This is a genomic window from Xanthomonas sp. 4461 (genome assembly GCF_024806475.1).
Taxonomy (GTDB): Bacteria; Pseudomonadota; Gammaproteobacteria; order Xanthomonadales; family Xanthomonadaceae; genus Xanthomonas; species Xanthomonas arboricola_F.
In genome coordinates, this window is sequence record NZ_JANTYV010000006.1 from 133,066 (window position 1) to 155,498 (window position 22,433).

The following is a 22,433-nucleotide window of genomic DNA, read 5'->3' on the forward strand; positions in this document are numbered from 1 at the left end:
TGCGCTATGCTGCCGCCGCACAGCCGCGCGGTACCCACTGCGCGCGACCCAAAGGAACCGCATGTCCGGCAACACGCTTCTCCCACTGCTGCATTCGCGCATTGCCGTCATCGGGCTCGGCTACGTGGGCCTGCCGTTGGCAGTGGCGTTTGGCCAGAACCGCGACACCCTGGGTTTCGATATCGATGCGCAGCGGGTCGCGCAACTGCGCGACGGTCACGATGCCACATTGGAATTGGACGATGCCGAACTAGCGGCCGCAACACAGTTGCGCTACAGCGCAACTGCGGCTGACCTGGCGAGCTGCAGCATCTTCATCGTCACCGTGCCGACCCCGATCGACAGCTTCGAGCAGCCGGACCTGGAGCCGTTGCGCAGCGCCACGACCCTGATTGCCGCCGCGCTCAAGCCCGGCGATCTGGTGATCTACGAATCCACCGTGTACCCGGGTACCACCGAGGAAGTCTGCGTGCCGCTGCTCGAGGCTGCCTCCGGCCTGCGCTTCAACGAAGACTTTTTCTGCGGCTACAGCCCCGAGCGCGTCAACCCCGGCGATCGTCAGCGACGGCTGCGCGATATTCGCAAGATCACTTCCGGCTCGACGCCGCAGGCTGCAGAGACGGTCGATGCGCTGTATGCCGGCATCATCACGGCGGGCACGTGGCGCGCGTCGTCGATGCGCGTGGCCGAAGCGGCCAAGGTGGTCGAAAACATCCAGCGCGACGTCAATATCGCCTTGGTCAACGAGCTGGCGCTGATCTTCGACAAGCTCGGAATCGACACGCTCGATGTGCTCGAAGCCGCCGGCACCAAGTGGAATTTCCTGCCGTTCCGGCCTGGCCTGGTCGGCGGCCATTGCATCGGCGTGGACCCGTACTATCTGATGCACAAATCCGAAAGCGTGGGTTACCACCCGGACCTGATCCATACCGCGCGCCAGGTCAACAACCGCGTCGGCCGGCATGTCGCCGAGCGCGTCTGCGGCATGTTGGCGCTACGCGGCGTCACGCTGGCGCAGGCCCGGGTGTTGGTGCTGGGTGCCACCTTCAAGGAAAACTGTCCGGACCTGCGCAATAGCCGTGCCCTGGAATTGGTGCAGCTGTTGCAGGCGGCCGGCGTGCAGGTCGATACCTGCGACCCGTGGGCAGACCCGGAAGAAGCCTTGCAGCATGGCGGCGTGCAGCTATGCGAGGCGCCGGACGAGGGCGCCTACGATGCGGTCGTGTTGGCAGTGGCGCACGCGCAGTATCGCGATTACGACGTAGCGCGCATCACCGCGCTCGGCAAGCCGGGCGCGGTGGTGTACGACGTCAAGTCGGTGTGGCCGCGCGCGGCTGTCAGCGATCGCCTGTGACGCGATCGTGCCGACGGTGCAGCCAGTCGACGGCGCCAAGTGCGGCGCGTCGTCCGCTGGCAAAACATGCGGTCAACAGATAGCCGCCGGTTGGCGCTTCCCAGTCGAGCATTTCGCCCGCACAGAACACTCCAGGTTGCGCGCGCGCCATCAGCTGCGCGTCCAACGCTTCCAGTCGCACGCCACCGGCCGAACTGATTGCCTCGGCGAGCGGGCGGGGCCTGAGCAGGCGCAGCGGCAGGTGCTTGAGCGTGCGTGCAACCAGCGCAAGATCGTTGCCGGCCTGCTTGCCCAGGTGCTCGTACAGTAGCGCGGCCTTGACCCCTTCGATGCCGACCTGGCGACGCAACTGCTCGCTGAAACTGCGCCCCTTGCGCGGCAGGGACAAGTCGGCGCTTATCCGTTCCAGGGTCCGTCCCGGCACGAGATCCAGGCCGAGCTCCGCGTGGCCATCGACATCGATCTGGTGGCGCAACTCGGCGGCGATTGCATAGATCAGGCTGCCTTCGATGCCGGTGTCGGTCGCGACGCATTCGCCCTGCAATGCATGCTGCACGCCGGCGCCATCGCGCCAGTGTGCGACGACCGGCTTGAGCGGCGCGCCTGCATGCCGTTGCACAAAATGCGTGCTCCAGTCGATATCGAAACCGCAGTTGGCGGGCACCAGCGGGGCGACGGCGATGCCGCGTTGCTGCAGCGTTGCCTGCCATCGGCCATCCGAGCCAAGCTGCGGCCAACTGCCGCCACCCAGCGCCAGCACCACCGCATCGGCATGACAGGCGATGTCGCCTGCAGCCGTTGCGAACCGTAGTGCGCCGTCGTCGCTCCAGCCCAGCCAGCGATGCTGCACATGGAAGTCGACGCCCTGGTCCTTGAGTCTGCGCACCCAGCCGCGCAGCAGCGGCGCAGCCTTGCGATCGATCGGGAACACACGCCCCGAGCTGCCGACATAGGTCTCCACGCCCAGATCGCGCGCCCATTCGCGCAAGGCGTCGGCATCGAAGTCTTGCAGCCACGATGCCACCGCCGAGGTGCGCTCGCGGTAGCGCTGGGCGAACAACGGCATCGGATCGGAATGGGTGAGATTCAGCCCGCCCTTGCCGGCGATCAGGAACTTGCGCCCCACCGAGCCCTTGGCCTCGTACAGATCGACCGCAATCCCGGCAGCGCATGCCACTTCAGCGGCCATGAGCCCCGCAGGTCCGCCGCCAATCACCGCCAGTCGCGGTCTGTTCGTGTCCATCATTGCTCAGGCACTCAGCGTGGCTGAACGCCGAGCAGTTCCACGTCGAACACCAACGATGCGCCGGGCGGAATCACGCCCCCTGCGCCATTGTCGCCATAACCGTAGTCGGGCGGGATCATCAAGGTGCGCTTGCCGCCCACACGCATGCCGGCAACGCCATCGTCCCAGCCGCGGATCACCTGATGCCCGCCCAGCACGAACTGGAAGGGTTCTGCGCGATCGAGCGAGCTGTCGAATTTCTTGCCGTGCTTGTCGGCAGCTTTTTCGTCGTACAGCCAGCCGCTGTAGTGCACGGTGACCATCGTACCCGGCGTGGCTTCAGCGCCGGTGCCGATGGTGCGGTCGATCCGCTCGAAGCTGGCAATAGTGCCGCCGGACGGCGGCAGGGCAGGTGCGCAGCTGACAAGCAACAGCGCGGCACAGAGCGTCAACAGAAGGCGCATGGAGTGATCCATCAAGGAAGGCCGCCATTATCGCATCTGGCTCCCGTTATCATCGCGCCATGGCCAAGCTGCTGCTCAATCTGCGTAATGTTCCCGACGATGAAGCCGCGGAGGTGCGGGCGCTGCTGCGCGAGCACCTGGTGCAGATCTACGAAACCCGGCCCAGCAACTGGGGCATTTCCGCAGGCGGCATCTGGCTCAGCGACGATGCCGACTACCCGCGCGCCAGGGCGGTGCTGGATGCGTATCAGGCCCAGCGTGGCGCGCTGGCGCGGGCACAGCGGCAGGAAGCGATCGCCGCGGGCACTGCAGAGACTTTTGTTGCATTGCTGCGCAGGCGACCGGTGTTCGTGATCGTCACGCTGGTGGGGATGCTGATCGTCGCATCGTTGGTGTTGCTGCCATTTCTGTTGCTGCGTGGCTGACGGCGCATCGCGCCGTGACCGGTAATGGGATCGGGGCTGGATACAGATATCCCTTGCCCCGGGGGCCTTGAGGCAGCGCGGTCGCTCTCACTGCCCGCAGGGCGATGGATCATCCGGCAGGCGCTCGCTACCCGGCGTCGGGCGCCTTAAAATACCCGGATGATCACCAATACTGCGGCGTACCAATTCGTCGCCATCCACGACCCGCAGCAGCTGGCCGACAGCGTGCTGCTGCACGCCGAACAGCAGTCGCTGAAGGGCTCTGTGCTGGTGGCCGAAGAGGGCATCAATCTCTTTCTGGCGGGCGAAGCCGAGCGGATCGGCGCGTTTTATCGCTGGCTGCAGGGCGACCCACGTTTTTCGCAGATGCGCATCAAGTACAGCCAGAGCGCGCAGCAGCCGTTTGCGCGGCTCAAGGTCAAGGTCAAGCCGGAGATCATCAGCTTCCGTCGCGACGATGCTTCGCCGCTGCAAGGCCGTGCGCCGACAGTGACACCTGCGGTGTTGCGCGAGTGGATGCGCAACGGGCGGGATGACCGGGGCCGCCCGCTGGTGTTGCTTGATACGCGCAACGCGCAGGAAGTGGCATATGGCACGTTTCAGGGGGCGCTGACCCTGCCGATCGACAAGTTCACCGAGTTGCCCGCAGCACTTGAAACGCATCGCGCTGCATTGGCCGATGCCACGGTGGTGAGTTTTTGCACCGGCGGTATCCGTTGCGAGAAGGCGGCACTGTGGATGCAGGCCGATGGCATGGATAACGTCCTTCAGCTGGAAGGCGGAATCCTGGGCTATTTCGAAGAAGTCGGCGGCGAAGGCTACGACGGCCGCTGTTTCGTCTTCGATGAGCGCGTCGCACTCGATCCCGCGCTGCGTCCGCTGGTGGACGATGCGCGGACCGCCGAACCGGGAAAAGTCTGACCGGGCGCGACTGCATTGCCCGATGCAGCCGGTCTTGCAGGCGCTTGCATCATGCGAACACACTGCAGTGGCACATCGCGCAAAGCCAGCAGTGCTACATGCGAAAAAAGTGAGCTTTTCGCTCTAACTTGAATGTAATACGTCGCATCAAGCTTGCCCTGAATTATTCACGGAGCTAGGCTGCACCAGCCAGCCGCACAGCGAGGACAACAAGGATGACCATCAGAGTTTTTCTGATCGACGATCATGCACTCGTGCGTACCGGCATGAAGATGATCCTGTCCAAGGAAGTGGACGTCGATGTCGTGGGTGAGGCAGAGAGCGGCGAAGCGGCATTGCCGCAGATTCGCCAGCTCAAGCCGGATATCGTGCTGTGCGACCTGCATCTGCCCGGCGTCAGTGGACTGGAAATCACCGAGCGCATCGTCAAGGGCGATTACGGCACGCGCGTGATCATCGTGTCGGTGCTGGAAGATGGTCCGCTGCCCAAGCGCCTGCTCGAAGCAGGCGCTTCCGGATATGTCGGCAAAGGCGGCGACGCGCATGAGCTGTTACGCGCGGTACGCGAGGTTGCATTGGGGCGGCGCTACCTGGGCAACACGATTGCGCAGAATCTTGCGCTGTCCAATCTGGAAGGCGGTAGCTCGCCATTCGACGCGTTGTCGCCGCGCGAACTGGAAGTCGCCTTGTTGCTGACCCAAGGCCTGCGACAGGAAGACATCGCCAAGCGCCTGAATCTCAGTGCCAAGACGATCAATACGCACAAGGCGCGCTTGTTCGAAAAAGTCGGTATCCAGGACAACATCGCGCTGGCGCGCCTGGCCAATCAATACGGCCTGACCGACCCCGCTCGCACGATGTAGCGCTTTCCAGTCCCTGCATGCACCTTTGCGTGTTGCTTGAATATGGCTGAGCGATCTGTAGGGACCCGACCGCCCATTGGCGAACCTCCATACTTCTGCAGGTCGGCCAGTGCTGCTAGCGAGCAATGGCTGGCAGTCCTCAGACACCTGAGGCGGCGCATGGACGGGAGGATGTGTGCGAGTGGCGTGCGTCGCGCCTCACAGAGCATGCCAGCGTGCCGAGCCTGTCGCCAGCATAGGCACCTGCAACGAAAGGGAGCGACCTCGTGAGTACCCAGCAATCGACGCGGCGTCGATTGGTCGCGCGGTCCTGGATTGCATCCAGGCGCTTCGCTGCTGTCGTGGTCAATCGCGCATAAAAACAAAGCGGCCCGAGGGCCGCCGTGTTTGACGCAGCTCTGGCCCAGGCATTCCGGGCCAGAGCGGAGAGGCGTTGCAACGATCAGTGATCGTTGCGCGGCTTGTCGGCGTCGTCTTCCTGCACGGATGCACTGCCGGCGTCAGCAGGCGGTGCTGCAGGCTTGACCGCTTCGGAGACGACCACGGTCGGCTTCGGCGTGTCGGTTGTTGCCTGTTCCTGCACAGGGGCGGGTGCCTGCGGCGCTGCGGGCGACGATTGCTCTGCAGCCTTGTGCGGTACCAGTGCTACGGCCGCCGAGGGAGCAGGTGCGGCGTCGGGCTTGGGAGCCAACGCGTCCAGCATGGTCGTCTGCACCGGGGCATACGGCTTGCGTACCGGAGCGGCTGGCGCCTCGTCCGATGCTGCAGCAGCCTGCGTCACCGCGGTAGTGGACGTCACGGTGACGTCTGCAGCAGGCTTGGCCGCATTGGACGGCTCGGCATCAGGCACCTTGGCAGTGACCACGGTGGCCTGTGGGGCCGACGGTGCCGTTGCTGCAGGCGCCTGCTGCCCAGCAACAGACGTTGCTGCTGCGGGCTTCACAGGCTCGCTATGCACTGCAGGCGTTGCAGCGACAGCCGGAACACTACGCGCCTGCGAATCGGCCGGCGGTACTGCAGCCGCAGTGTCGGTCGTTGTCTTCGGCACGGACTTGGCCTGCGTGTCGGTGGGCGTTTCGGCCGACGACACGGTCGGTGCAGTCGGCTCGACTGGCTTGGTGACCGCGACCGGGGTGGCTGCTGCCGCTTCAGCGGTTGGCGTCGAGGTTGCGCCAGGTACGGCTGCCCCCGCGTGGTTGCCCGAGGTTGATGCAGTAGCAGCCGGCGCGACCTGCGACGTTGCGTCAGCAGTCGAGGCTTGCTTGACCACCGGTGCAGGTGCTGCTTCTGCAGCATCGGCTGGCGACGATGCGACCGACGGAGCTGTAACGGTCGGCTGTGCCGCCGAGGTGGCTGCTACCTTCGCATCACCGCCTGCCTGAGCCGATGCGGCGGCAGCCGTTGCAGATGCCTGCTGTTCGAACGACGGTGCGGCGTTGGAGACCGGTGCGGTCGTCGACGTCGTCCCGCTGTCGGATTGCGTTTCTGCGCGTTCCTTCGGCACCGGGCGCGGCTTCACCGCTGCGGCTGCATTGGCCTCGGGCTTGATGCGGGCGGCCGGAGCCGGCGCATCATCGTCGAAGTCGAACTCCGGCTGCCCTGCACGCGGAGCGGCCGATGCCGCGTTCTGCGTGCCTGCATCGTCGCCCTCGTTGTCGCCATCGAGATCGCCGTCCGCATCACCATCCAGATCGTCCGTTTCCAGACCATCGACGCTGCTGCCGCCTTCGCCGTTTGCACCGGCGCCACGACGACGCCGACGACCGCCACGACGACCGCGACGACGACGGCTTCCACCTTCGCCATTAGCCGCATCGTCGCCCGACGCGTCCTGGGTCTGGCCATCGGCACTCGCGTCGGTGCCGCGATCGGCAGTTGACTCGCTCACCACGACGTCGATCGGGTGGGCCTGCTTGGCTTCGTTCGCAATGGTCTGCGTGTCGGTCGCTGCAGCGGTGTCGGCAATGGCTGCGACGACCGTCGACGTGGTTGCGGTTGCTGCGGTCGATGTCAGGGTCTGCGCCGAAGCGGTGCCCTCATCCTGACGCGCCGGGCGCGGCTGCCGCTCGGACGGCGCACCGTCCTGCTGCGCAGGCGCACGTGGTGGACGCGGCGTCTGGTTCTGCTGCTTGGGCTTCTGCTGCTGTTGTTGCTTCGGTGTCTGCGCTTCGTTGCGCGGCGGCTTGGGCACCTGCACCTGTTGCTGAGCCTGCGCGCCAGCTTGTGCGGCCTGGCCGTTCTGGCCGTTGGCCGGCTGGCGGCGCTCATCGCGACGCTCCTTGTTGGCGCCGTTGCCATTGCCGCCATTGCCGCGCTGCTGGTTGCCGCCGTTGCCGTTACGGGCATCGCGACCATCGCGACGTTGGCCGCCACGCTCGCCGCGCTCATTGCGATTGTTGCGGCCTGCATCGTTCGGACGCGGACGCGGGGTCGACTCGGCTGCAGGGGCGACCGGCTCGACGCCACCGAAGATGCGCTTCAGCCAGCCGACCACGCCGGTGACCGGTGCCGGAATCGGCACGGTGACGACCGGCGCGGGCGCCGGAGTCGGCGCAACCGGGGCAGGGGCCTCTTCACGCACCGGAGCCGGCTGGCTCGGCTTGATCGAGGTGACCGCAGGCGCTGCCGGAATGTTCAACTGCGCCTTGGTCAGTGCATGCACCGGCAACTTGCGCGGGGTGCCGCGCTGATAGCTCGGCTTGCCGCTGTCTTCGCCCAACTCGTTCTCGCGCAGGCGCGTGACTTCGTAGTGCGGCGTGTGCAGCTGTTCGTCGGCGACGATGATGATCGGCGAGGCGTGGCGATTTTCGATTTCGCGCAGCGCGCTGCGCTTTTCGTTGAGCAGATAGTTGGCGATTTCCACCGGGGCCTGTACCAGCACCTGTCCGGTGTTTTCCTTCATGGCGTGCTCTTCGGCCACGCGGATGATCGACAGCGACAGCGATTCGACGCTGCGCATGCGGCCATGGCCATCGCAACGCGGGCATACGATCTGGCTGGATTCGCCCAGGCTCGGACGCAGGCGCTGGCGGCTCATTTCCATCAGGCCGAAGCGCGAGATGCGGCCCAGCTGCACGCGTGCGCGGTCGTACTTGAGCGCGTTCTGCAGCTTGTTTTCGACTTCGCGCTGGTGCTTGGACGAGGCCATGTCGATGAAGTCGATCACCACCAGGCCGCCCAGGTCGCGCAGGCGCAGCTGGCGGGCGACTTCTTCGGCCGCTTCCAGATTGGTCTGGAACGCGGTTTCCTCGATGTCGCTGCCCTTGGTGGCGCGCGAGGAGTTCACGTCGACCGCCGTCAACGCTTCGGTCTGATCGACCACGATCGAGCCGCCCGACGGCAGGCGCACGTTGCGCTCGTAGGCGCCTTCGATCTGCGATTCGATCTGGAAGCGGTTGAACAGCGGAATGTCGTCGGTGTAGTGCTTGAGCTTGCGCAGGCTCTGCGGCATGACCTGCTTCATGAATTCCTGCGCGTCGGCGTACAGCTCCGGCGTATCGACCAGGATCTCGCCGACGTCGGCGCGCAGGTAATCGCGCAATGCGCGGATGATCAGGCGCGATTCCTGATAGATCAGGAACGCGGCCGGCTTGCTCAGCGCCGCTTCGGCGATCGCCTTCCAGGTCTGCAGCAGGTAGTCCAGATCCCACTGCAGTTCTTCGGCGTCACGGCCGACACCCGCGGTGCGGATGATCACGCCCATGTCGTCGGGGATGTCGAGCTTGTCCAGCGCTTCCTTCAGCGCGGCACGGTCTTCGCCTTCGATCCGGCGCGAGACGCCACCGGCGCTCGGCGAATTGGGCATCAGCACCATGTAGCGGCCGGCCAGGGAGATGAACGTGGTCAGGGCGGCGCCCTTGTTGCCACGCTCTTCCTTGTCGACCTGCACCACGATTTCCTGGCCTTCGCGCAGCAGTTCGCGAATGGTCGACTTGTTATGGTCGACGCCGGCCTGGAAATAGTCGCGGGAGATTTCCTTCAACGGCAGGAAGCCATGACGCTCGGCGCCATAGTCCACGAACGCCGCCTCCAGGGAGGGCTCGAGCCGGGTGATACGGCCCTTGTAGATATTGGACTTCTTCTGTTCCTTGGACGGCTGTTCGATGTCGATGTCGTACAGGGTCTGGCCGTCCACAATCGCCACGCGCAGTTCTTCTGCCTGCGTTGCGTTGATCAGCATTCGCTTCATTGTTGCGTTCCTCACGCGCTCTACCGCGCGGAACGCCGTGACGTTTCGCCTCTGGAACAGCTTGTCGGCCCTTCGCGCAACGCGCGGACAGGCCTGACCAGGGTTTCCAGCGCTGCAACACCACGGCAGGCCGCGGGAGCGCTTGTCTTTAAGTTTTATAGGTGTTTCAGGGCCGGCAGCCGCGTCCGGACGGACCGGGACAGCGCACGGGACATGTTCAGCGCAACGGTCAAAAACCGCTGGCGATGGCCGGGTAGGCCGGTGAGCCGCTAACATGGCCGCCCCGGGGGCGGTGGTCGCGCACTGTGCCGGAATCATCGGAAGGCAGGCTTCTGGCCAATCAACTTCCAACGAAATCAAACCCTTATCTCGCTCGCCGAGTGTAACAGAATAAAGAGCCGGATGACCGACCCCCAGCCCCCCAAGCCGCCTGCCGACCGTGTGGGCGTGCGCATTCTCAAAGTTCCGGAAGACCGCGCTGGGCAGCGGCTGGACAATTTCCTGCTGGGACAGCTCAAGGGGGCGCCACGCAGCCTGATCTACAAGCTGGTCCGCAGCGGCCAGGTGCGTGTGAATGGCGGGCGTGCCAAGGCCGAGCGCAAGCTCGAAGGCGGCGAGGAAGTGCGTATTCCCCCGGTGCGCGTCAACGAGGAAGGCGACAAGGCTGCGCCGCCGTCCTCGTTCCTGGCGCGGCTGGAAGCGGCGATCGTGTTCGAGGACGCGCGCCTGTTGGCGCTCAACAAGCCATCCGGTGTGGCCAGTCATGGCGGCAGCGGGATCAGCTTTGGCGCGATCGAGACCTTGCGCGCACTCCGCCCGAACCAGACCCTGGAACTGGTGCACCGGCTCGATCGCGATACATCCGGCCTATTGATCGTGGCCAAGAAGCGCTCGGCGCTGACCGAGTTGCAGGCGCTGATGCGCGAGGACGACCGCGTCGAGGGGCGCGGCATTACCAAGCGCTACCTGACCTTGCTGGTGGGGCGGATGCCGGACGGCGTGATGACGGTGGACGCGCCGCTGCACATCGGCCTGCGCCAGGGCGGCGAGCGGCATGTGCAGGTCAATGCGATCGGCAAGCCGTCGCTGAGCCATTTCAAATTGCTCGAACGACGCGGCGGGCACTCGTATTGCGAAGTCCGCATCGAAACCGGCCGCACCCACCAGATTCGCGTGCATGCACAGCATCTGGGTCACCCGGTGGCCGGTGACGATAAATATGGCGAGGCCGAGGTCAACAAGCGCCTACGCGAGCAACTCGGGCTGAAGCGGCTGTTCCTGCATGCGGCTTCGCTGGAATTTGCTTTGGATGCCGGCAAGACGCCCTACGTGCTGAGCGCGCCACTGGCTCCGGAGCTGGCCGAGGCGCTGGATCGGCTGGGGCGTTGACGTGGCTGCCGTGGCACGATGACCAAGTCAGGCCCAACACCCTGCTGTCCTGCCAAGCCTTGTGGGAGTTCTTAACAGTGGCGATGTGATGGGCCAACGCCCAGCGTGGGAAGCCCATATGGCGATACGAATCCGCCCATGCGCTACGTATGCGTTTGCGTTGGTAAGTGCATCTTTGGGCTAGGGCGGCGCTTGAAGTACGGAGCCTGAGCCAAACAGCTGATCTCGCAGGCTAAAGAGCTGTGAATTCTGGGTCCTTACGCGTTGCGGCATGGAGAACCAATCCAATGGAAGTGAAAGCGCGTTCCCTTTACGACGCGAGCTTGCGCGACCATCAAGCGGAAGTCGAGCTTGATGCGTGTTTCGACAAACACTGCAAACCAGGCATCGTTCTGCAGCGGATTTACCCTCCAACCGCATTCCCACGTGTACGCAGCCGTCTAGACGGCTTGCCGCAGCTGCCGCAAGGGCTCCAATGGCCGGTGGGCGAGAGCTACGGTGAGTCGGTGCCCATGCATTTCATTGCGCAAATCGACTGTGCGGAATTGCCGCGCGTCGATTCGTCGATGCCTCGGCAAGGTATGTTGTTCTTCTTCGCCGTGAACGACGAAGAACAGATCTGGGATACCGACACTCCCCAGGATCGTGTCAGGGTGCTTTATGCAGAGCACGTGCCAGAGCAGCAGCCGGAGCGCCAGGCCCCGGAGCAGTTGCGTCCCATTCGGGACGTCAACGCAGCAGACAGTCCGTATTCGGAACCTGGCTGGCTGTTGCCTGGTGAGCGTGGCCCGCGACTGCAGGTGCAGTGGCCCTTGGTCGCGCGGCGAATGGACACTTGGCCAGAGCAGATGTTTGTGCAGGAAGCAACACCGGAGCTCGACCCGGACGCCTACCTGCAACGGTGGTCGGAACTACGATTGGGAGCGGCGGTAGCAGCGACGGGGCTGATGCCCAAAGCTGACGCTGTCTTTCATTGGGAACGGCCGCGGTCCGGATCGTGGAAGTTTCCTGCCCAATGGCTGGGTTACCAGGGCGATTTCCCGCAGGTCGGCATCCTCATCGACCGCCTGGCGCGAACCATAGGTAATGCCCGCAGCAGAAAAACCAGTCACTTTGTCGCGCATCCTGATGTACTGGAGTGGGTGGAGCGCGCAAGCCGTCTCGGGTGGGAAAGCGTGCCTGATGAAGCGACCAGGCAGGAGTTCAGAACGTGGATCCTTGACCAGATAGGGGACGAACCCGATGGCGTGACGCTCACCGACGTCACCATGGGGAGTGCCTTTACAGACGGGCTGCTGGCCACGGTGGCATACATTGCCAGCATGCCGGAGGTGATTCCGTTGATTCCAGCCTGGCTGTACCGGGATCTGGAGGGCCAGCACTTGCCGTATGCGGAAAGCCATCGCTATCACCCCGATGGCCGGAGGCGTTGCGCCGAGGTGAACGTCCACCAGATGCTGGGGCATGTTCCGCTGCTGCAGGGCTGCATGCCTGATATTGAAGGAGATCTCGTCTGTCTGTTGCAACTCGGATGGGACCCTGCCATAGACCTCAAGTTCGGGGATTGTGGTCAAGCGACTTTCTGGATCGCCAGGGAAGATCTGGACGCCCGCAATTTCGAGCGTGTGGCAGCGGTGGTGCAGGGGCATTAGCGACGGCCCAAGCGCAATGGCTGCCTTTCGGGCGGGATGGATTGGCCGTGCAGGGACGCAGGCTTGGGCCATCACGCTAAGCCTGCCTGGTTCGGTTCGAGCTCACGGTGCTGTTCCCGAGCACCTGCTTGCCGCACTTGCAAGCGGCATCGTTCCCATGTCCGCCCTGGTCGGTAAAGGTTGCTCTAGGGCGCCGCGAAGCGGAACAGCACCAGGCTGATCGCCAAGGTGCCCATGCCCGAAACCAAACCGTAGACGGTTTCATGGCCTTTTGCGTAGCGCTTGGCCGCCGGCAGCAGTTCGTCCAGTGCCAGGAACACCATTACGCCGGAGATCAGCCCGAACACCGTGCCGAACACAGCCTCGGACAACACGTTGGACAGGGCCAGATAGCCGATGCCGGCGCCGATCGGTTCGGCCAGGCCGCTCAGCAGGCTGGCACCGAAGGCATACAACTTGTTGCGCGTGGCGAAGTACACCGGCACTGCGATCGCGATGCCTTCGGGAATGTTGTGAATGGCGATGGCAAACGCCAGCGGCATGCCCACAGCCGGGCTTTCCAGCGTGGCGAAGAACGTCGCCAGTCCCTCGGGAAAATTGTGTGCAGTGATCGCGATGGCGGTCATCAGGCCGACGCGGCGGATGTAGGCGCGGTTGTCATCGCGGAATAGCGGGTCGTCGGTGGACAGGCTCTGGTGCGGATTGGGTACCAGGCGGTCGATCACCATGATCAACAGCATGCCGCCCAGAAAGGTCAGCGTGCCAAAGGTAAAGCCCAGCTTGTCGTTGTAGGCGTTGGAAAACGCAGCGATCGACTTGTTGAGGATCTCCGACAACGAGACGTACACCATCGCGCCACCGGCAAATGCCAGCCCGAACGCCAACAGGCGCGGGTTGGGTTTTTTGGCGAACACCACCATCAGGCTGCCGAGGCCGGTGGCGAGTCCCGCGGCCAGGGTGACTGCCAGCGCGATCCAGACGTTGTGTGATGACACCTCAAGCATGCGACGCGACGACCTCGTGGAATGGGAGCGATCTTGCGGTCGTCAGCTCAATCACGCGACCACTGACGGCAGCAGGATGGCCATGCCGGGATGACGAGGGCGTGGTGTCGAAGGCGACCGCGTGTTCAGGCGCAACCACCGACCAGTGCGACCGGTGTCGATCAGCGGCGCATCGCGGCAGCGAGCGGCTTGTCCGCCGTCGCTCACAGCCACAACGGCACGCTGACGATTACGCTCAGCCGCCGCGGCGTGCGCGTTCTTCGATGGCGAAGCATTCGTCCGGACGCGGTACCGGCGGCTTGAAGGCGACCGGCACCTGGATGGTCTGCGGCACCGCCTGGCCGTTGCGGGTGGCCGCCTTGAACTTCCATTCGCGCACGCGCTTTTGTGCGGCCTCGTCCAGCACCGGCTGGCCACTGCTCTGGGTCACCGCCACATCGGTAGGAGTGCCTTCGGTACCGACGATGACCCTGAGCACGGTGGTGCCACCGACCCCGGCGCAGGCCAGCTCCGGTGCGTACTCCGGCGGCGGCGTCTTCACTGCGGCCAGTTCGGTGGGGGCCACCGCCGGCGCGGAAGCCTGTTGCGGCGACTTGCCACAGCCGCTGAGGCCGGCCGCCAGGCACAGGCCGGCGAGGGCGGCGCGAGAAATGGTCATGCAGTGACTCCCAGATCGTAGAGTTGCGCGGTCTTGGCCGCGCAGATGAAGTCGTTTTCGCTCAGCCCGCCCACATCGTGGGTGGAATAACGCACCACCACCCGGTCGTAGTGCACGCCCAGGTCGGGGTGGTGATCCTCGCGATGGGCAATCCAGGCCAGCGCATTGACGAAGGCGAGGGTGCGGTAATAGTCCGCAAAGCGGAACGTGCGCGTGATGGCCGTGCCGGCCTCGGCCAGCTCCCAGCCGGGTACCTGCGGCAGCAGCTCGGCCAGGCGGGCCTCGCCAAGCTTGTGGTCGCTGCCCTTGCGCGGAAGGCAATGGGCCTGCTCCAGGGGAATCAGATCGGTCATGACGGTCTCGCAGGGGTGGCGGACGGCGCACCCACCAGGATCACGGTGTTCCATGAGCGAGGGCGCTTTGAGCGGTAGAATAACCCGCATGATCCAGATATCCGACAAAGCCCAAACCTATTTCCGCAAGCTCATCGAACGCGAAGGCGTGCCCGGCATGGGCGTGCGCCTGAGTGCGGTGGACCCGGGCACCCCTCGCGCGGACGCCAGGCTCGAGTTCGCAGAGCCTGCGGACCTGAGCGGCGACGAGTGGGCCATCGACTGCGACGGCTTCACGTTATATGTGGCCGCAGCCAGCGTGCCGTGGGTGGATGGTGCCGAGATCGACTACGTCACCCAGTCCACCGGCAACCAGCAACTGACCATCAAGGCGCCCAAGATCAAGGGCGAAGCGCCGGCCGATTCGGCGTCGATGGTGGAGCGCGTGCGCTGGGTGGTGGAAAACGAGATCAACCCGCAGCTGGCCTCGCACGGTGGACGTGTGGCCGTGCAGGAAGTTTCGGCCGACGGGGTGGTGCTGCTGCGTTTTGGCGGTGGCTGTCACGGCTGCGGCATGGCCGATGTCACGCTGAAGCAGGGCATCGAAAAGACATTGATGGGACGCGTGCCCGGCGTGATCGCAGTCCGCGATGCCACCGACCACGCCACCGGCGACGCGCCCTACATTCCGCGCGACAGCGCGGCCTGATTCCGCGTCACCGGTGACAACGGCTGCCGATCTGCTGCAGGCGCTGCGCGCGCGCATGCCGGGCAAGCTCATTCTGGATCGGCGCACCGGCCTGCCGTATGGCTGGGCCATCTGGATGCGCAATCGCGACGACGCGGTGGCACCGTTCAACGACGACCAGGTGATGGATGTGCTGTTGGCACGTCCGTCCGTCGCGCAAAGCGAAGCTGCCGCAGCGCTATTGACGCCGTTCCAGGCATTTCGCAGCCTGTGGTGGCAGCATTGGGAGCCGCGCCCGACCGATCAGCGGCGCCAGCACTGGCTCGCGATGCTGGGCAGTTTGCTGATCCATCTCGGCTTCATTGCGCTGCTGATCTGGGTAGTCACCGTGCGCTGGGCGCCGGACGACACCAAACCCGGCGATGAATCGCGCGTGCGCATGACCTTTATCGGCGACGGCGCGGCGGAGCAGGGGGGCGGGCAGGCAGAACCTTCTGCGGCAGCACAGGCGGCGTCTGCCGATGCGGCTACCGCGCAGCAGGCCGGTGCGGCGCCTGGAGAGTGGTCAGAGCCGACCACACCCTCGTCGGCACCGCCGCCTGCTGCTGCGGCGCCCGTCGACGCCACCAGCACTGCGCAGGCCCAGGACATCGCTCCCGAGCCGGTACCCGCCGCTGCCAGCGAACCGGTGACACCCGACGTACCGCAAGTGACGGTGCAGGTACCGCCGGTGACCATCGAATCGCCGCTGCAGGTGACCGACACAGCGGTCGCCACCAACGAATTTGTGGTTCCTCCACCTCCCAGCGTTACCGTGGCGCCCCGGGCGATGACGCCGACGGCGCCGCAGGTTGAGGTGCGTCAACGCGAGATCCAGACGGTGACCGACCGGCCGCAGCTGCGCGAGTTGCAGCGTCCGGCTGCAGCCGTGGCCGTGCGACCTACCGACGCGCCTGCGGTGCGCGAGCGCGAAGTCGTGGTGCCGGACCGGCCGCAGGTTGCGGCACCGGTGATGCGTCCGAGGGAAGTCACTCCAAGCGTGCGTATGCCCGAGGTGGCAGTGCGCACCACGGAATTGCCCAACGTGCCGGATCCAGTGCCGACGCCGACGCCGGCGCCGGCGCCGGCGCCCATCGCGCCGTCCACGCCGACTGCTGCAGCGACTGCCGCATCGCCCACGTCGGCAGCGAACGCTACTGTTCCGCAGCCGCCATCCGCTGCCTCCGTGTCGCAGACAGCGGCGTCCCCGGCAAAATCCCAGCAGTCCAGCAACAGCACTGCTGCAGCCTCTTCGCCCTCCAGGCCGGCCTCCAATCCCGCCGCCGGTCCAGCGCCTGCGGACCGGAGCGGCGGTTGGGACGTCGCTGCCAATGCCGACGACTGGAGCAAATCCGACCGCAACCGTCGGGGGGAGACCACAGGCGGCAACGGCCGGCGCGATGGCGTGTTCAACAGCGACGGCAGCGTGCGGGTGGCGGGAGCGGGCGAGGCCGGCACGGGAGCCGGCGATCGCGGGCCGCCCGGCAGCGACACCGACACCTGGACCCGCGACCAGATCGCCCAGGGCGGCACCTGGCTCAAGCGTCCGCCGTACGGCTATACGCCGACTTCGCTGGACAAGTACTGGATGCCGAACCAGTCGCTGTTGCAGGAATGGGTGCGCCGCGGCCTGAAGAAGATCGAGATCCCGATCCCAGGCACCACCACCAAGATCAGCTGCGTGGTGTCGCTGTTGCAGTTCGGCGGCGGCTGCGGCCTGAGCGACCCCAACCTCAACGATCAACCCGCCACCGCCAGGCCGCCGCCGGATGTGCCGTTCAAGCGCGAGTTGCAGGAAGACAACGGAGCGGTGCGGTGATGGCGAATGATCGCCTTGCCGGATGGCCGGCATCGACGGCGGCCAGAGAGAGCAGGGCACTGTTCTTGCGCATTGCCGGTGACGTGCGGTGATGGTCTTGGTCCCGCAGCACACTGCATCGGCCGCGCAATCGTCGTGGCACAGCATGCGCGATGAACCCGCGCGTGCAGCGTAAACCGCACTCACGTTGTCGCGATGGCTTCGCGAACGAAGTGCTCGTAGGTCCGCAGCGGGCGACCCAGGATGGCTTCCAGGTTCTGCGTAGCGTTGTCATCCGCCCGCATGCCAATGGTCTGGATACCGGCCAGCATCAGGCGCAGGTCGTAGGCCAGCCATGAGGGGCTGTATGCCGCCATCTGCGCTTCGAAGGCCGCCACATCGTCGCCAGCGTAGGCGATCTCGCGTCCGAGGACCGTGCTCCAGATCTGCGCCGCAGACGCGCCTGTGACGGCCTGCGGGCCAACCAGATCGAGCGTGAGCCGCGGTAGTGGGCCGGTAGCGCGGTCGCGTCGCAGCAACTCGGCTACGGCGATGTCGGCGATATCGCGGGCATCGATCATGGCCACACCTGCTGCGCCGATCGGCATTGGATAGATGCCGTAGTCCTGAATGGTCTGCCGGATCAGGGTGTCGTTCTGCATGAAGTAGGCAGGACGCAGAATCGTGGCCGGAATATCCAGGCTTTCGATCATGCGTTCGACAGTGTGCTTGCCAGTGAAGTGGGGCACGTTGGTGTACTTGTCGGCATGAATCACCGACAGATACACGATGCGCTCGATCCCGGCTTCCTGGGCCAGATTCAAGGCGATCAACGCCTGCGTCACTTCGTCGGGGGTCACGGCGTTCAACAGGAACAGGGTGCGCACCGATGCCAGTGCCGCGCGCATCGAGCCCACATCGGTAAGGTCGGCGACGACCTCGGTGATCCCCTTGGGGAAGTTGCGTTTGCCCGGCTGGCGAACCAGCGCCTTGACCTGTGCACCTGCAGTGGCCAGGCCTTCGGTGACCAACGAACCGACGGTGCCGGTGGCGCCGATAACGAGAATGCTCATGGTGAATCTCCTGCTGTGGATGAAGGACGAACAGTGCGGATGCGCTGCTGGGGTGTTGCCGGCGCATCGCGTTGGCGTTGCGGTGAACAGACTCTATGTCGTTGCGAATCCGATACGAAGACTCCAGAATTCAGACACCCGGTTTCAAATGTGAAACACCATGGATCTGAATGCCCTGATCGATTTTTCGCTGGTCGCCGCAAACCAGGGCCTGGGCAAGGCCAGCCGTGCCAGTGGTCGGTCAAAGGCGACGTTGTCGCGCCGTATCGCCGAACTTGAGGAACAACTCGGCGTGCGGCTTGTGGAGCGCAGCGCACGCGGGCTCAGGCTGACCGAAGCCGGGCAGGTGCTGATGGATCGCACCGAAGCACCGTTGAACGAAGTGGCCGAGGCGATGGCTGCTGCACGCGAGGGACTGTCCACGCCGCGCGGCAGGTTGCGGGTGGCGGCGCCAGTCCTGTTTTCGCAACTGGCGATGGGGCGGCTTGGTGCCGAGTTCTGTGCCGCCTATCCGGAGATCACGCTGGAGGTGGTGGCCGAAGACCGCATCGTCGACCTGGTCGAAGAGCAGTTCGATGCGGCCATCCGGATCAATCCCGATCCGGATAGCCGCCTGGTCGGCCGGTGCTTCGCGAAGGATCGGCTGGTTGTCGTGGCAGCACCAAGCATCGCGATACCGTGCGCTGGTGCAGTGACACAGGTGCCCGGTGTGGTAACGACGAATTTCCAGCCGACCACCTGGTCGCTCGACGGCGGCCGCCTGATGCTCGAGCCCATACCGAAGCTTCGGTTCTCCTCGCTATTGATGGTGCGCGATGCGGTCGTTGCCGGCGCCGGCGTGGCGCTGATTCCACAGTCGATTGCAGGCACTCAACTTGCACGCGGCGCGTTGGTGCAATGGGGAACGATCCCGGGCATGGAACCATCGCTTTGGGTCTTGCATACCTCCAGGCGACTGGCTGCACCGAAGGTGCGGGCCTTCGTCGATTTCATGTGCGCCCGATATCCGGATGCGGCACTGGTGCTGGATGCGTAAACAGGGCAACGTCCATGGGGCAGGGTAGTTGCGCCGTGCATTGCCGAGTTCTCGCTGCTGATTCATGCGCTTGACGTGTACCGCATGCCCGCCAAGTCAACGGTTGGCTGGTGTCAGCAGCTTCAATGAAAGGCGATGACCGGACCGATTGAACCCGGCCGCCGCTAGCCAACGCAGCGGCCAATACGCGCGCGCTACACTCGTGAGCCGTTGAAGGAACGAGGTGCACCGTGATGTTTGAAGGGATTCGCGCACAGTTACGACGCATAGCGCCCGACATCGCCAACGCGCTGCTGCCTCCGGCCAGCGAAGTACAACTTGCCGCTCTGGAATCGGCGCTTGGCCAACCAGTGCCCGCGGACCTGGCTGCGTTGTACCGCGAAAGCGCGGGACTGGACCCTGATGCAACAGCCAACTTTGCGCGCGCATTTTCATTGATGAGCGTGGATGAAGTGCTGGGTGCGGTGAAGCGCGATCAGAACACCGAATCCGTCGCAGCGCGCTTTGCGGACCAAGGAATTCGGCCGGTGATGACGATGGGCCGGCAGCGCATTGTCATCGGGACCGATTTTGCCCGATGCCACCTGTGTGTCGACCTGATTCCAGAGGTTGGCGGTACTCCTGGGCAAATTGTCTTTCTCGACAGCGAGCATGCTGTTGCGTTGCTGCTGGCGCCCTTGATGAGCGAATTTGCCCAAGAATTCGAGAGCGACCTGGCCGAAGGCAGATACACGCTGGCAGCCGATGCACTGGAAGACGGTGTGCAGTGGTTGCACGCGACACGCGAGATCGATGTCTGCAACTGGTACAGCTCACCGACGTGGGCTTATGTGGGGCGGTTGGTGGGTGAAGTTTATTAGCCTTCTGTGGCCTGGCTCTGGATGTGTTCTTACATAATATACATTATGCGAAGTACGCCGGAGGCGTCGGAAAGGCCGTTCGGGGCCGTTTGCTGTCAGTTTTTTAAATTCGTGTCCTTTTTGCTCGGATCGTGCCCCGCATTGATTTTTAAGGACTTTTTCTCTCCCACGGGACAAGATCCTAAGTAAACCTTGGTGCTCACCGCGTAGTCAGCACGACACCATGCCTTGCTTGTCATCAGGGAGCCACCTTGCCGCGACTTCGCTTAGAGCGCAGAGGTTTGGGATGCTTAGGCTGACTCTGTCCAACATGTTGCTGCCAGGCTGCTTCGAGTGCTGCCGGCAGATCGTTCAATTTAATCAGTTGTGCCTCAAGTGCATCGGCGCGCGCTTGCTGGATCGTGAGGTCTTGGCGGAGCTCGGAAACATTGCCTTGTGCGCGCTCTAGCGCTTCCTCAAATCCGCGCTTCGCAAGCGCCGCCTCTCGCTGGCTGGTCGCTAGCTGCTGCTTGGCCTGCTTTGATTCCTGACGCGCATGATCGATCTCCGCATGTGCCCGGTCCTCGGTGGCACGCATGTGTTGGGTCAATGTGTCGCGCTCGGCACGCGCCGCATCCTGCAATTCCTGGAGTTGGATACGCAGCATTTCATTGGCGCTTTCTGCGCCGAGGGCGCGCAAAGCTGAGGCGTCACGCTGCTGGCTAAGTTCGGCCATCTGACGCTGCAGCTGCTCGACAAAGCGCTCTAACTCGGACGTCCGTGCGGCGGCGAGTTGTTCGGCTTGCTGAGCAGCGCGGGTCAAGCCTTCTAGTCGGGCAAGCTCGGCCTGCATAGCGAGCCGATCTCGCTCCAACGTTTCTCGGGCATCTAAGAGGGATGCACGATCAGAAGCCATTGCCTCATCGGCCTGCGTTCGGGAGTGGTCCAGTGCCAACGTCCACCACTGCCCTGCCAGAGCCGCGACGGCTTCAGGCACGTTGGCTGTGGTGATCCGGACCTGACGGTCCGTTGCCAAGCGAGCCCCCAAACCCTGCCACCAAGTCTCTAGCCAACGCACGACTGTGTTTGGTGACCCTGTACCCAGATAGGCGCGGATACGCTCAACCGTAGGGCGTTCGCCATCTGCAACGAGCGCATCAGCAGCGACGTGCACGTCGGATTCGGTGATGCCTCTGGCCATTGAAACTGTCTCCCGTGTTGCCACCCTGCCCTGCAGTTGACGTACTCGCGATAAGTGATGATTATCGCGAGAACACACCCTATTTCATAACATTTATTACATAGTATGAAAAAAATAGCACATTGCCCTCTCCGCCGGCGACGGCCACTCATCTGGTACTGCCGGAGCAGCTGGCCCAGCAGGCTGCCGAGGCGGTGCGCGAACTACTTGCCGAAGCGGCCGCCGCCAACACCACTCGCAGCTACGCCACCGCTCTGCGCTACTGGGCCGGCTGGCACCAGGCCCGTTATGGCGTCGAACTGACCTTGCCGACGGGCGAGGCCATGGTCATCCAGTTCTTGGTCGACCACATTCAGCGCAAGAACAAGACAGGCCTGGTCAGCGAGCTGCCGCCGGCGATTGACCAGACGTTGGTGGCCGCCCGCCTCAAAGCCAAGGTCGGGCCGTTAAAGCTGTCGACGGTGGTCCAGCGTGTGGCGGTGCTGTCTACGGCGCACAAGCTCAAACGCTTGGCCAACCCGTGCGAGTTGCCCAGTGTCAGGACGCTGCTGAGCCGCGCTCGCCGAGCCTCAGTCAAACGCGGTGAGCGACCGACCAAGAAGACCGCCATCACACGCCCTGAGCTCGAGGCCATGCTGGCGACCTGTGACGACAGTTTGGAAGGGCTGCGTGACCGTGCCCTGCTCTGCTTTGGCTTTGCCAGTGGCGGGCGACGGCGCAGCGAGATCGCCGCCGCGGACATGCGCGACCTCCGCAAGGTGGGCGACGATGGCTACATCTACCGGCTGGAGTACTCGAAGACGCAACAGGCGGGGGTGAAAGCAGATTCGACGCCGGACAAGCCGATCTTGGGGCGCAGCGCCGAAGCACTCGGGGCCTGGCTTGATGCGGCGGGAATCAGCGAGGGGGCGATCTTCCGGCGTATCTGGAAGGGGCGGGTCGGCCCTACTCTTCTCCCAGGCTCCATAGCTGCCATAGTTAAGAAGCGGGCTCGTTTGGCGGGCTTGGAGGGGGACTTTGGGGCGCACAGCCTGCGGTCGGGGTTCGTGACCGAGGCGGGCAAGCAAGGGGTTTTACTCGCAGCAGTGATGGCTATGACCGAGCACCGATCGGTGGCGAGCGTGATTGGGTACTTTCAAGCTGGCGCAGCTGAGGACAATCCGGCTGCACGGCTGTTGAAGTAAAGACTGCAGGCAGAATTTGTTGAAATGCCTTTACTCGAATTGAGTTATAGCGCAATGCGTGCGGCCTGACCTCGCCGGTTAGGTTAGCTTAGTGCTTCT

19 protein-coding genes are annotated in these 22,433 nt (G+C 64.3%); 11 read left to right on the plus strand and 8 right to left on the minus strand.

The window, feature by feature from the left end; genetic code table 11:
- The first annotated feature begins 61 nt into the window (after positions 1 to 61).
- Entirely contained in the window at positions 62 to 1,354 is a 1,293-nt protein-coding gene (locus FHY19_RS19275; RefSeq protein WP_259167873.1) for a nucleotide sugar dehydrogenase, read from the plus strand.
- Here FHY19_RS19275 and FHY19_RS19280 read toward each other — a convergent pair.
- Together FHY19_RS19280 and FHY19_RS19285 are read right to left on the minus strand one after the other, a co-directional pair.
- Positions 1,338 to 2,600 (minus strand): TIGR03862 family flavoprotein, encoded by a 1,263-nt coding sequence (locus FHY19_RS19280; protein ID WP_259167875.1) that lies wholly within the window; start codon positions 2,598 to 2,600, stop codon positions 1,338 to 1,340. The two genes, FHY19_RS19275 and FHY19_RS19280, sit on opposite strands and share 17 nt — an antisense overlap.
- An 11-nt stretch (positions 2,601 to 2,611) precedes the next feature.
- Positions 2,612 to 3,043, minus strand: coding sequence for an FKBP-type peptidyl-prolyl cis-trans isomerase (locus FHY19_RS19285; protein WP_259167876.1), 432 nt, complete (start codon positions 3,041 to 3,043; stop codon positions 2,612 to 2,614).
- Positions 3,044 to 3,102: 59 nt separating this feature from the next.
- On the opposite strand from FHY19_RS19285, the gene FHY19_RS19290 reads away from it, so the two are divergent.
- The 3 genes from FHY19_RS19290 to FHY19_RS19300 all read left to right on the plus strand — a co-directional run bounded on the left by FHY19_RS19290 (position 3,103) and on the right by FHY19_RS19300 (position 5,252).
- On the plus strand, positions 3,103 to 3,468 hold the full coding sequence (locus FHY19_RS19290) for a DUF6164 family protein (protein ID WP_259167879.1): 366 nt from the start codon (positions 3,103 to 3,105) through the stop codon (positions 3,466 to 3,468).
- A gap of 159 nt (positions 3,469 to 3,627) precedes the next feature.
- Positions 3,628 to 4,389 carry a sulfurtransferase gene (locus FHY19_RS19295; protein WP_259149326.1) on the plus strand — a complete coding sequence of 254 codons (762 nt, stop codon included), beginning with the start codon at positions 3,628 to 3,630 and terminating at the stop codon, positions 4,387 to 4,389.
- Positions 4,390 to 4,604: 215 nt separating this feature from the next.
- Positions 4,605 to 5,252 (plus strand): response regulator, encoded by a 648-nt coding sequence (locus tag FHY19_RS19300; RefSeq protein ID WP_104615660.1) that lies wholly within the window; start codon positions 4,605 to 4,607, stop codon positions 5,250 to 5,252.
- Between the two features lie 442 nt (positions 5,253 to 5,694).
- On the opposite strand, the gene FHY19_RS19305 is transcribed toward FHY19_RS19300, so the two are convergent.
- Complete coding sequence (locus FHY19_RS19305; protein WP_259168142.1) at positions 5,695 to 9,432, minus strand: Rne/Rng family ribonuclease; 3,738 nt, start codon at positions 9,430 to 9,432, stop codon at positions 5,695 to 5,697.
- A gap of 411 nt (positions 9,433 to 9,843) precedes the next feature.
- On the opposite strand from FHY19_RS19305, the gene FHY19_RS19310 reads away from it, so the two are divergent.
- Both FHY19_RS19310 and FHY19_RS19315 read left to right on the plus strand, forming a co-directional pair.
- Positions 9,844 to 10,830, plus strand: a complete 987-nt coding sequence (locus FHY19_RS19310; RefSeq protein WP_259167881.1) for an RluA family pseudouridine synthase — start codon at positions 9,844 to 9,846, stop codon at positions 10,828 to 10,830.
- A 287-nt stretch (positions 10,831 to 11,117) separates the two neighbouring features.
- A complete protein-coding gene (locus tag FHY19_RS19315; RefSeq protein ID WP_259167883.1) occupies positions 11,118 to 12,482 on the plus strand; it encodes a YwqG family protein in 1,365 nt (454 codons plus the stop codon).
- A gap of 185 nt (positions 12,483 to 12,667) precedes the next feature.
- Here the strand turns inward: FHY19_RS19315 and zupT are convergent, their stop codons facing one another.
- The 3 genes from zupT to FHY19_RS19330 form a co-directional block, all read right to left on the minus strand.
- The gene (zupT, locus tag FHY19_RS19320; RefSeq protein WP_046963587.1) at positions 12,668 to 13,486 is read right to left on the minus strand and encodes a zinc transporter ZupT; all 819 of its coding nucleotides are present in this window, start codon (positions 13,484 to 13,486) and stop codon (positions 12,668 to 12,670) included.
- A gap of 235 nt (positions 13,487 to 13,721) precedes the next feature.
- Complete coding sequence (locus FHY19_RS19325) at positions 13,722 to 14,144, minus strand: energy transducer TonB (RefSeq protein ID WP_259167886.1); 423 nt, start codon at positions 14,142 to 14,144, stop codon at positions 13,722 to 13,724.
- On the minus strand, positions 14,141 to 14,497 hold the full coding sequence (locus tag FHY19_RS19330; RefSeq protein WP_259149342.1) for a 4a-hydroxytetrahydrobiopterin dehydratase: 357 nt from the start codon (positions 14,495 to 14,497) through the stop codon (positions 14,141 to 14,143). The genes FHY19_RS19325 and FHY19_RS19330 overlap by 4 nt, the downstream gene beginning before the upstream one ends.
- An 88-nt stretch (positions 14,498 to 14,585) precedes the next feature.
- Between FHY19_RS19330 and FHY19_RS19335 the strand changes: the two genes are divergently transcribed.
- Together FHY19_RS19335 and FHY19_RS19340 are read left to right on the plus strand one after the other, a co-directional pair.
- Positions 14,586 to 15,185 carry an NfuA family Fe-S biogenesis protein gene (locus FHY19_RS19335; protein ID WP_228324774.1) on the plus strand — a complete coding sequence of 200 codons (600 nt, stop codon included), beginning with the start codon at positions 14,586 to 14,588 and terminating at the stop codon, positions 15,183 to 15,185.
- A gap of 13 nt (positions 15,186 to 15,198) precedes the next feature.
- The gene (locus FHY19_RS19340; RefSeq protein ID WP_259167887.1) at positions 15,199 to 17,022 is read left to right on the plus strand and encodes a transmembrane repetitive protein; all 1,824 of its coding nucleotides are present in this window, start codon (positions 15,199 to 15,201) and stop codon (positions 17,020 to 17,022) included.
- 182 nt (positions 17,023 to 17,204) lie between these two features.
- Here the strand turns inward: FHY19_RS19340 and FHY19_RS19345 are convergent, their stop codons facing one another.
- Positions 17,205 to 18,074 carry an NmrA/HSCARG family protein gene (locus FHY19_RS19345; protein WP_259167889.1) on the minus strand — a complete coding sequence of 290 codons (870 nt, stop codon included), beginning with the start codon at positions 18,072 to 18,074 and terminating at the stop codon, positions 17,205 to 17,207.
- A 160-nt stretch (positions 18,075 to 18,234) separates the two neighbouring features.
- On the opposite strand from FHY19_RS19345, the gene FHY19_RS19350 reads away from it, so the two are divergent.
- Together FHY19_RS19350 and FHY19_RS19355 are read left to right on the plus strand one after the other, a co-directional pair.
- Positions 18,235 to 19,110 (plus strand): LysR family transcriptional regulator, encoded by an 876-nt coding sequence (locus FHY19_RS19350; RefSeq protein ID WP_259167891.1) that lies wholly within the window; start codon positions 18,235 to 18,237, stop codon positions 19,108 to 19,110.
- 233 nt (positions 19,111 to 19,343) lie between these two features.
- Positions 19,344 to 19,970 carry an SMI1/KNR4 family protein gene (locus FHY19_RS19355; protein ID WP_259167893.1) on the plus strand — a complete coding sequence of 209 codons (627 nt, stop codon included), beginning with the start codon at positions 19,344 to 19,346 and terminating at the stop codon, positions 19,968 to 19,970.
- 238 nt (positions 19,971 to 20,208) lie between these two features.
- Here FHY19_RS19355 and FHY19_RS19360 read toward each other — a convergent pair whose 3' ends face one another.
- Positions 20,209 to 21,150: a DNA-binding protein gene (locus tag FHY19_RS19360; protein ID WP_259167894.1), complete on the minus strand. Its 942-nt coding sequence runs from the start codon at positions 21,148 to 21,150 to the stop codon at positions 20,209 to 20,211.
- A 122-nt stretch (positions 21,151 to 21,272) separates the two neighbouring features.
- Here FHY19_RS19360 and FHY19_RS19365 point away from each other — a divergent pair, with 122 nt between their 5' ends.
- Positions 21,273 to 22,334, plus strand: a complete 1,062-nt coding sequence (locus FHY19_RS19365; protein WP_259167897.1) for a site-specific integrase — start codon at positions 21,273 to 21,275, stop codon at positions 22,332 to 22,334.
- Positions 22,335 to 22,433: the final 99 nt, after the last annotated feature.

Bases quoted from the DNA above. Each gene is read 5' to 3' on its own strand.
- FHY19_RS19355 (WP_259167893.1), top strand. From the start codon at position 19,344: ATGTTTGAAGGGATTCGCGCACAGTTACGACGCATAGCGCCCGACATC.
- FHY19_RS19335 (WP_228324774.1), top strand. From the start codon at position 14,586: ATGATCCAGATATCCGACAAAGCCCAAACCTATTTCCGCAAGCTCATC.
- FHY19_RS19360 (WP_259167894.1), bottom strand. From the start codon at position 21,150: ATGGCCAGAGGCATCACCGAATCCGACGTGCACGTCGCTGCTGATGCG.
- FHY19_RS19305 (WP_259168142.1), bottom strand. From the start codon at position 9,432: ATGCTGATCAACGCAACGCAGGCAGAAGAACTGCGCGTGGCGATTGTG.
- FHY19_RS19275 (WP_259167873.1), top strand. From the start codon at position 62: ATGTCCGGCAACACGCTTCTCCCACTGCTGCATTCGCGCATTGCCGTC.
- FHY19_RS19290 (WP_259167879.1), top strand. From the start codon at position 3,103: ATGGCCAAGCTGCTGCTCAATCTGCGTAATGTTCCCGACGATGAAGCC.
- FHY19_RS19345 (WP_259167889.1), bottom strand. From the start codon at position 18,074: ATGAGCATTCTCGTTATCGGCGCCACCGGCACCGTCGGTTCGTTGGTC.
- FHY19_RS19315 (WP_259167883.1), top strand. From the start codon at position 11,118: ATGGAAGTGAAAGCGCGTTCCCTTTACGACGCGAGCTTGCGCGACCAT.
- zupT (WP_046963587.1), bottom strand. From the start codon at position 13,486: ATGCTTGAGGTGTCATCACACAACGTCTGGATCGCGCTGGCAGTCACC.
- FHY19_RS19280 (WP_259167875.1), bottom strand. From the start codon at position 2,600: ATGATGGACACGAACAGACCGCGACTGGCGGTGATTGGCGGCGGACCT.
- FHY19_RS19325 (WP_259167886.1), bottom strand. From the start codon at position 14,144: ATGACCATTTCTCGCGCCGCCCTCGCCGGCCTGTGCCTGGCGGCCGGC.
- FHY19_RS19300 (WP_104615660.1), top strand. From the start codon at position 4,605: ATGACCATCAGAGTTTTTCTGATCGACGATCATGCACTCGTGCGTACC.
- FHY19_RS19285 (WP_259167876.1), bottom strand. From the start codon at position 3,043: ATGCGCCTTCTGTTGACGCTCTGTGCCGCGCTGTTGCTTGTCAGCTGC.
- FHY19_RS19310 (WP_259167881.1), top strand. From the start codon at position 9,844: ATGACCGACCCCCAGCCCCCCAAGCCGCCTGCCGACCGTGTGGGCGTG.
- FHY19_RS19350 (WP_259167891.1), top strand. From the start codon at position 18,235: ATGGATCTGAATGCCCTGATCGATTTTTCGCTGGTCGCCGCAAACCAG.
- FHY19_RS19330 (WP_259149342.1), bottom strand. From the start codon at position 14,497: ATGACCGATCTGATTCCCCTGGAGCAGGCCCATTGCCTTCCGCGCAAG.
- FHY19_RS19295 (WP_259149326.1), top strand. From the start codon at position 3,628: ATGATCACCAATACTGCGGCGTACCAATTCGTCGCCATCCACGACCCG.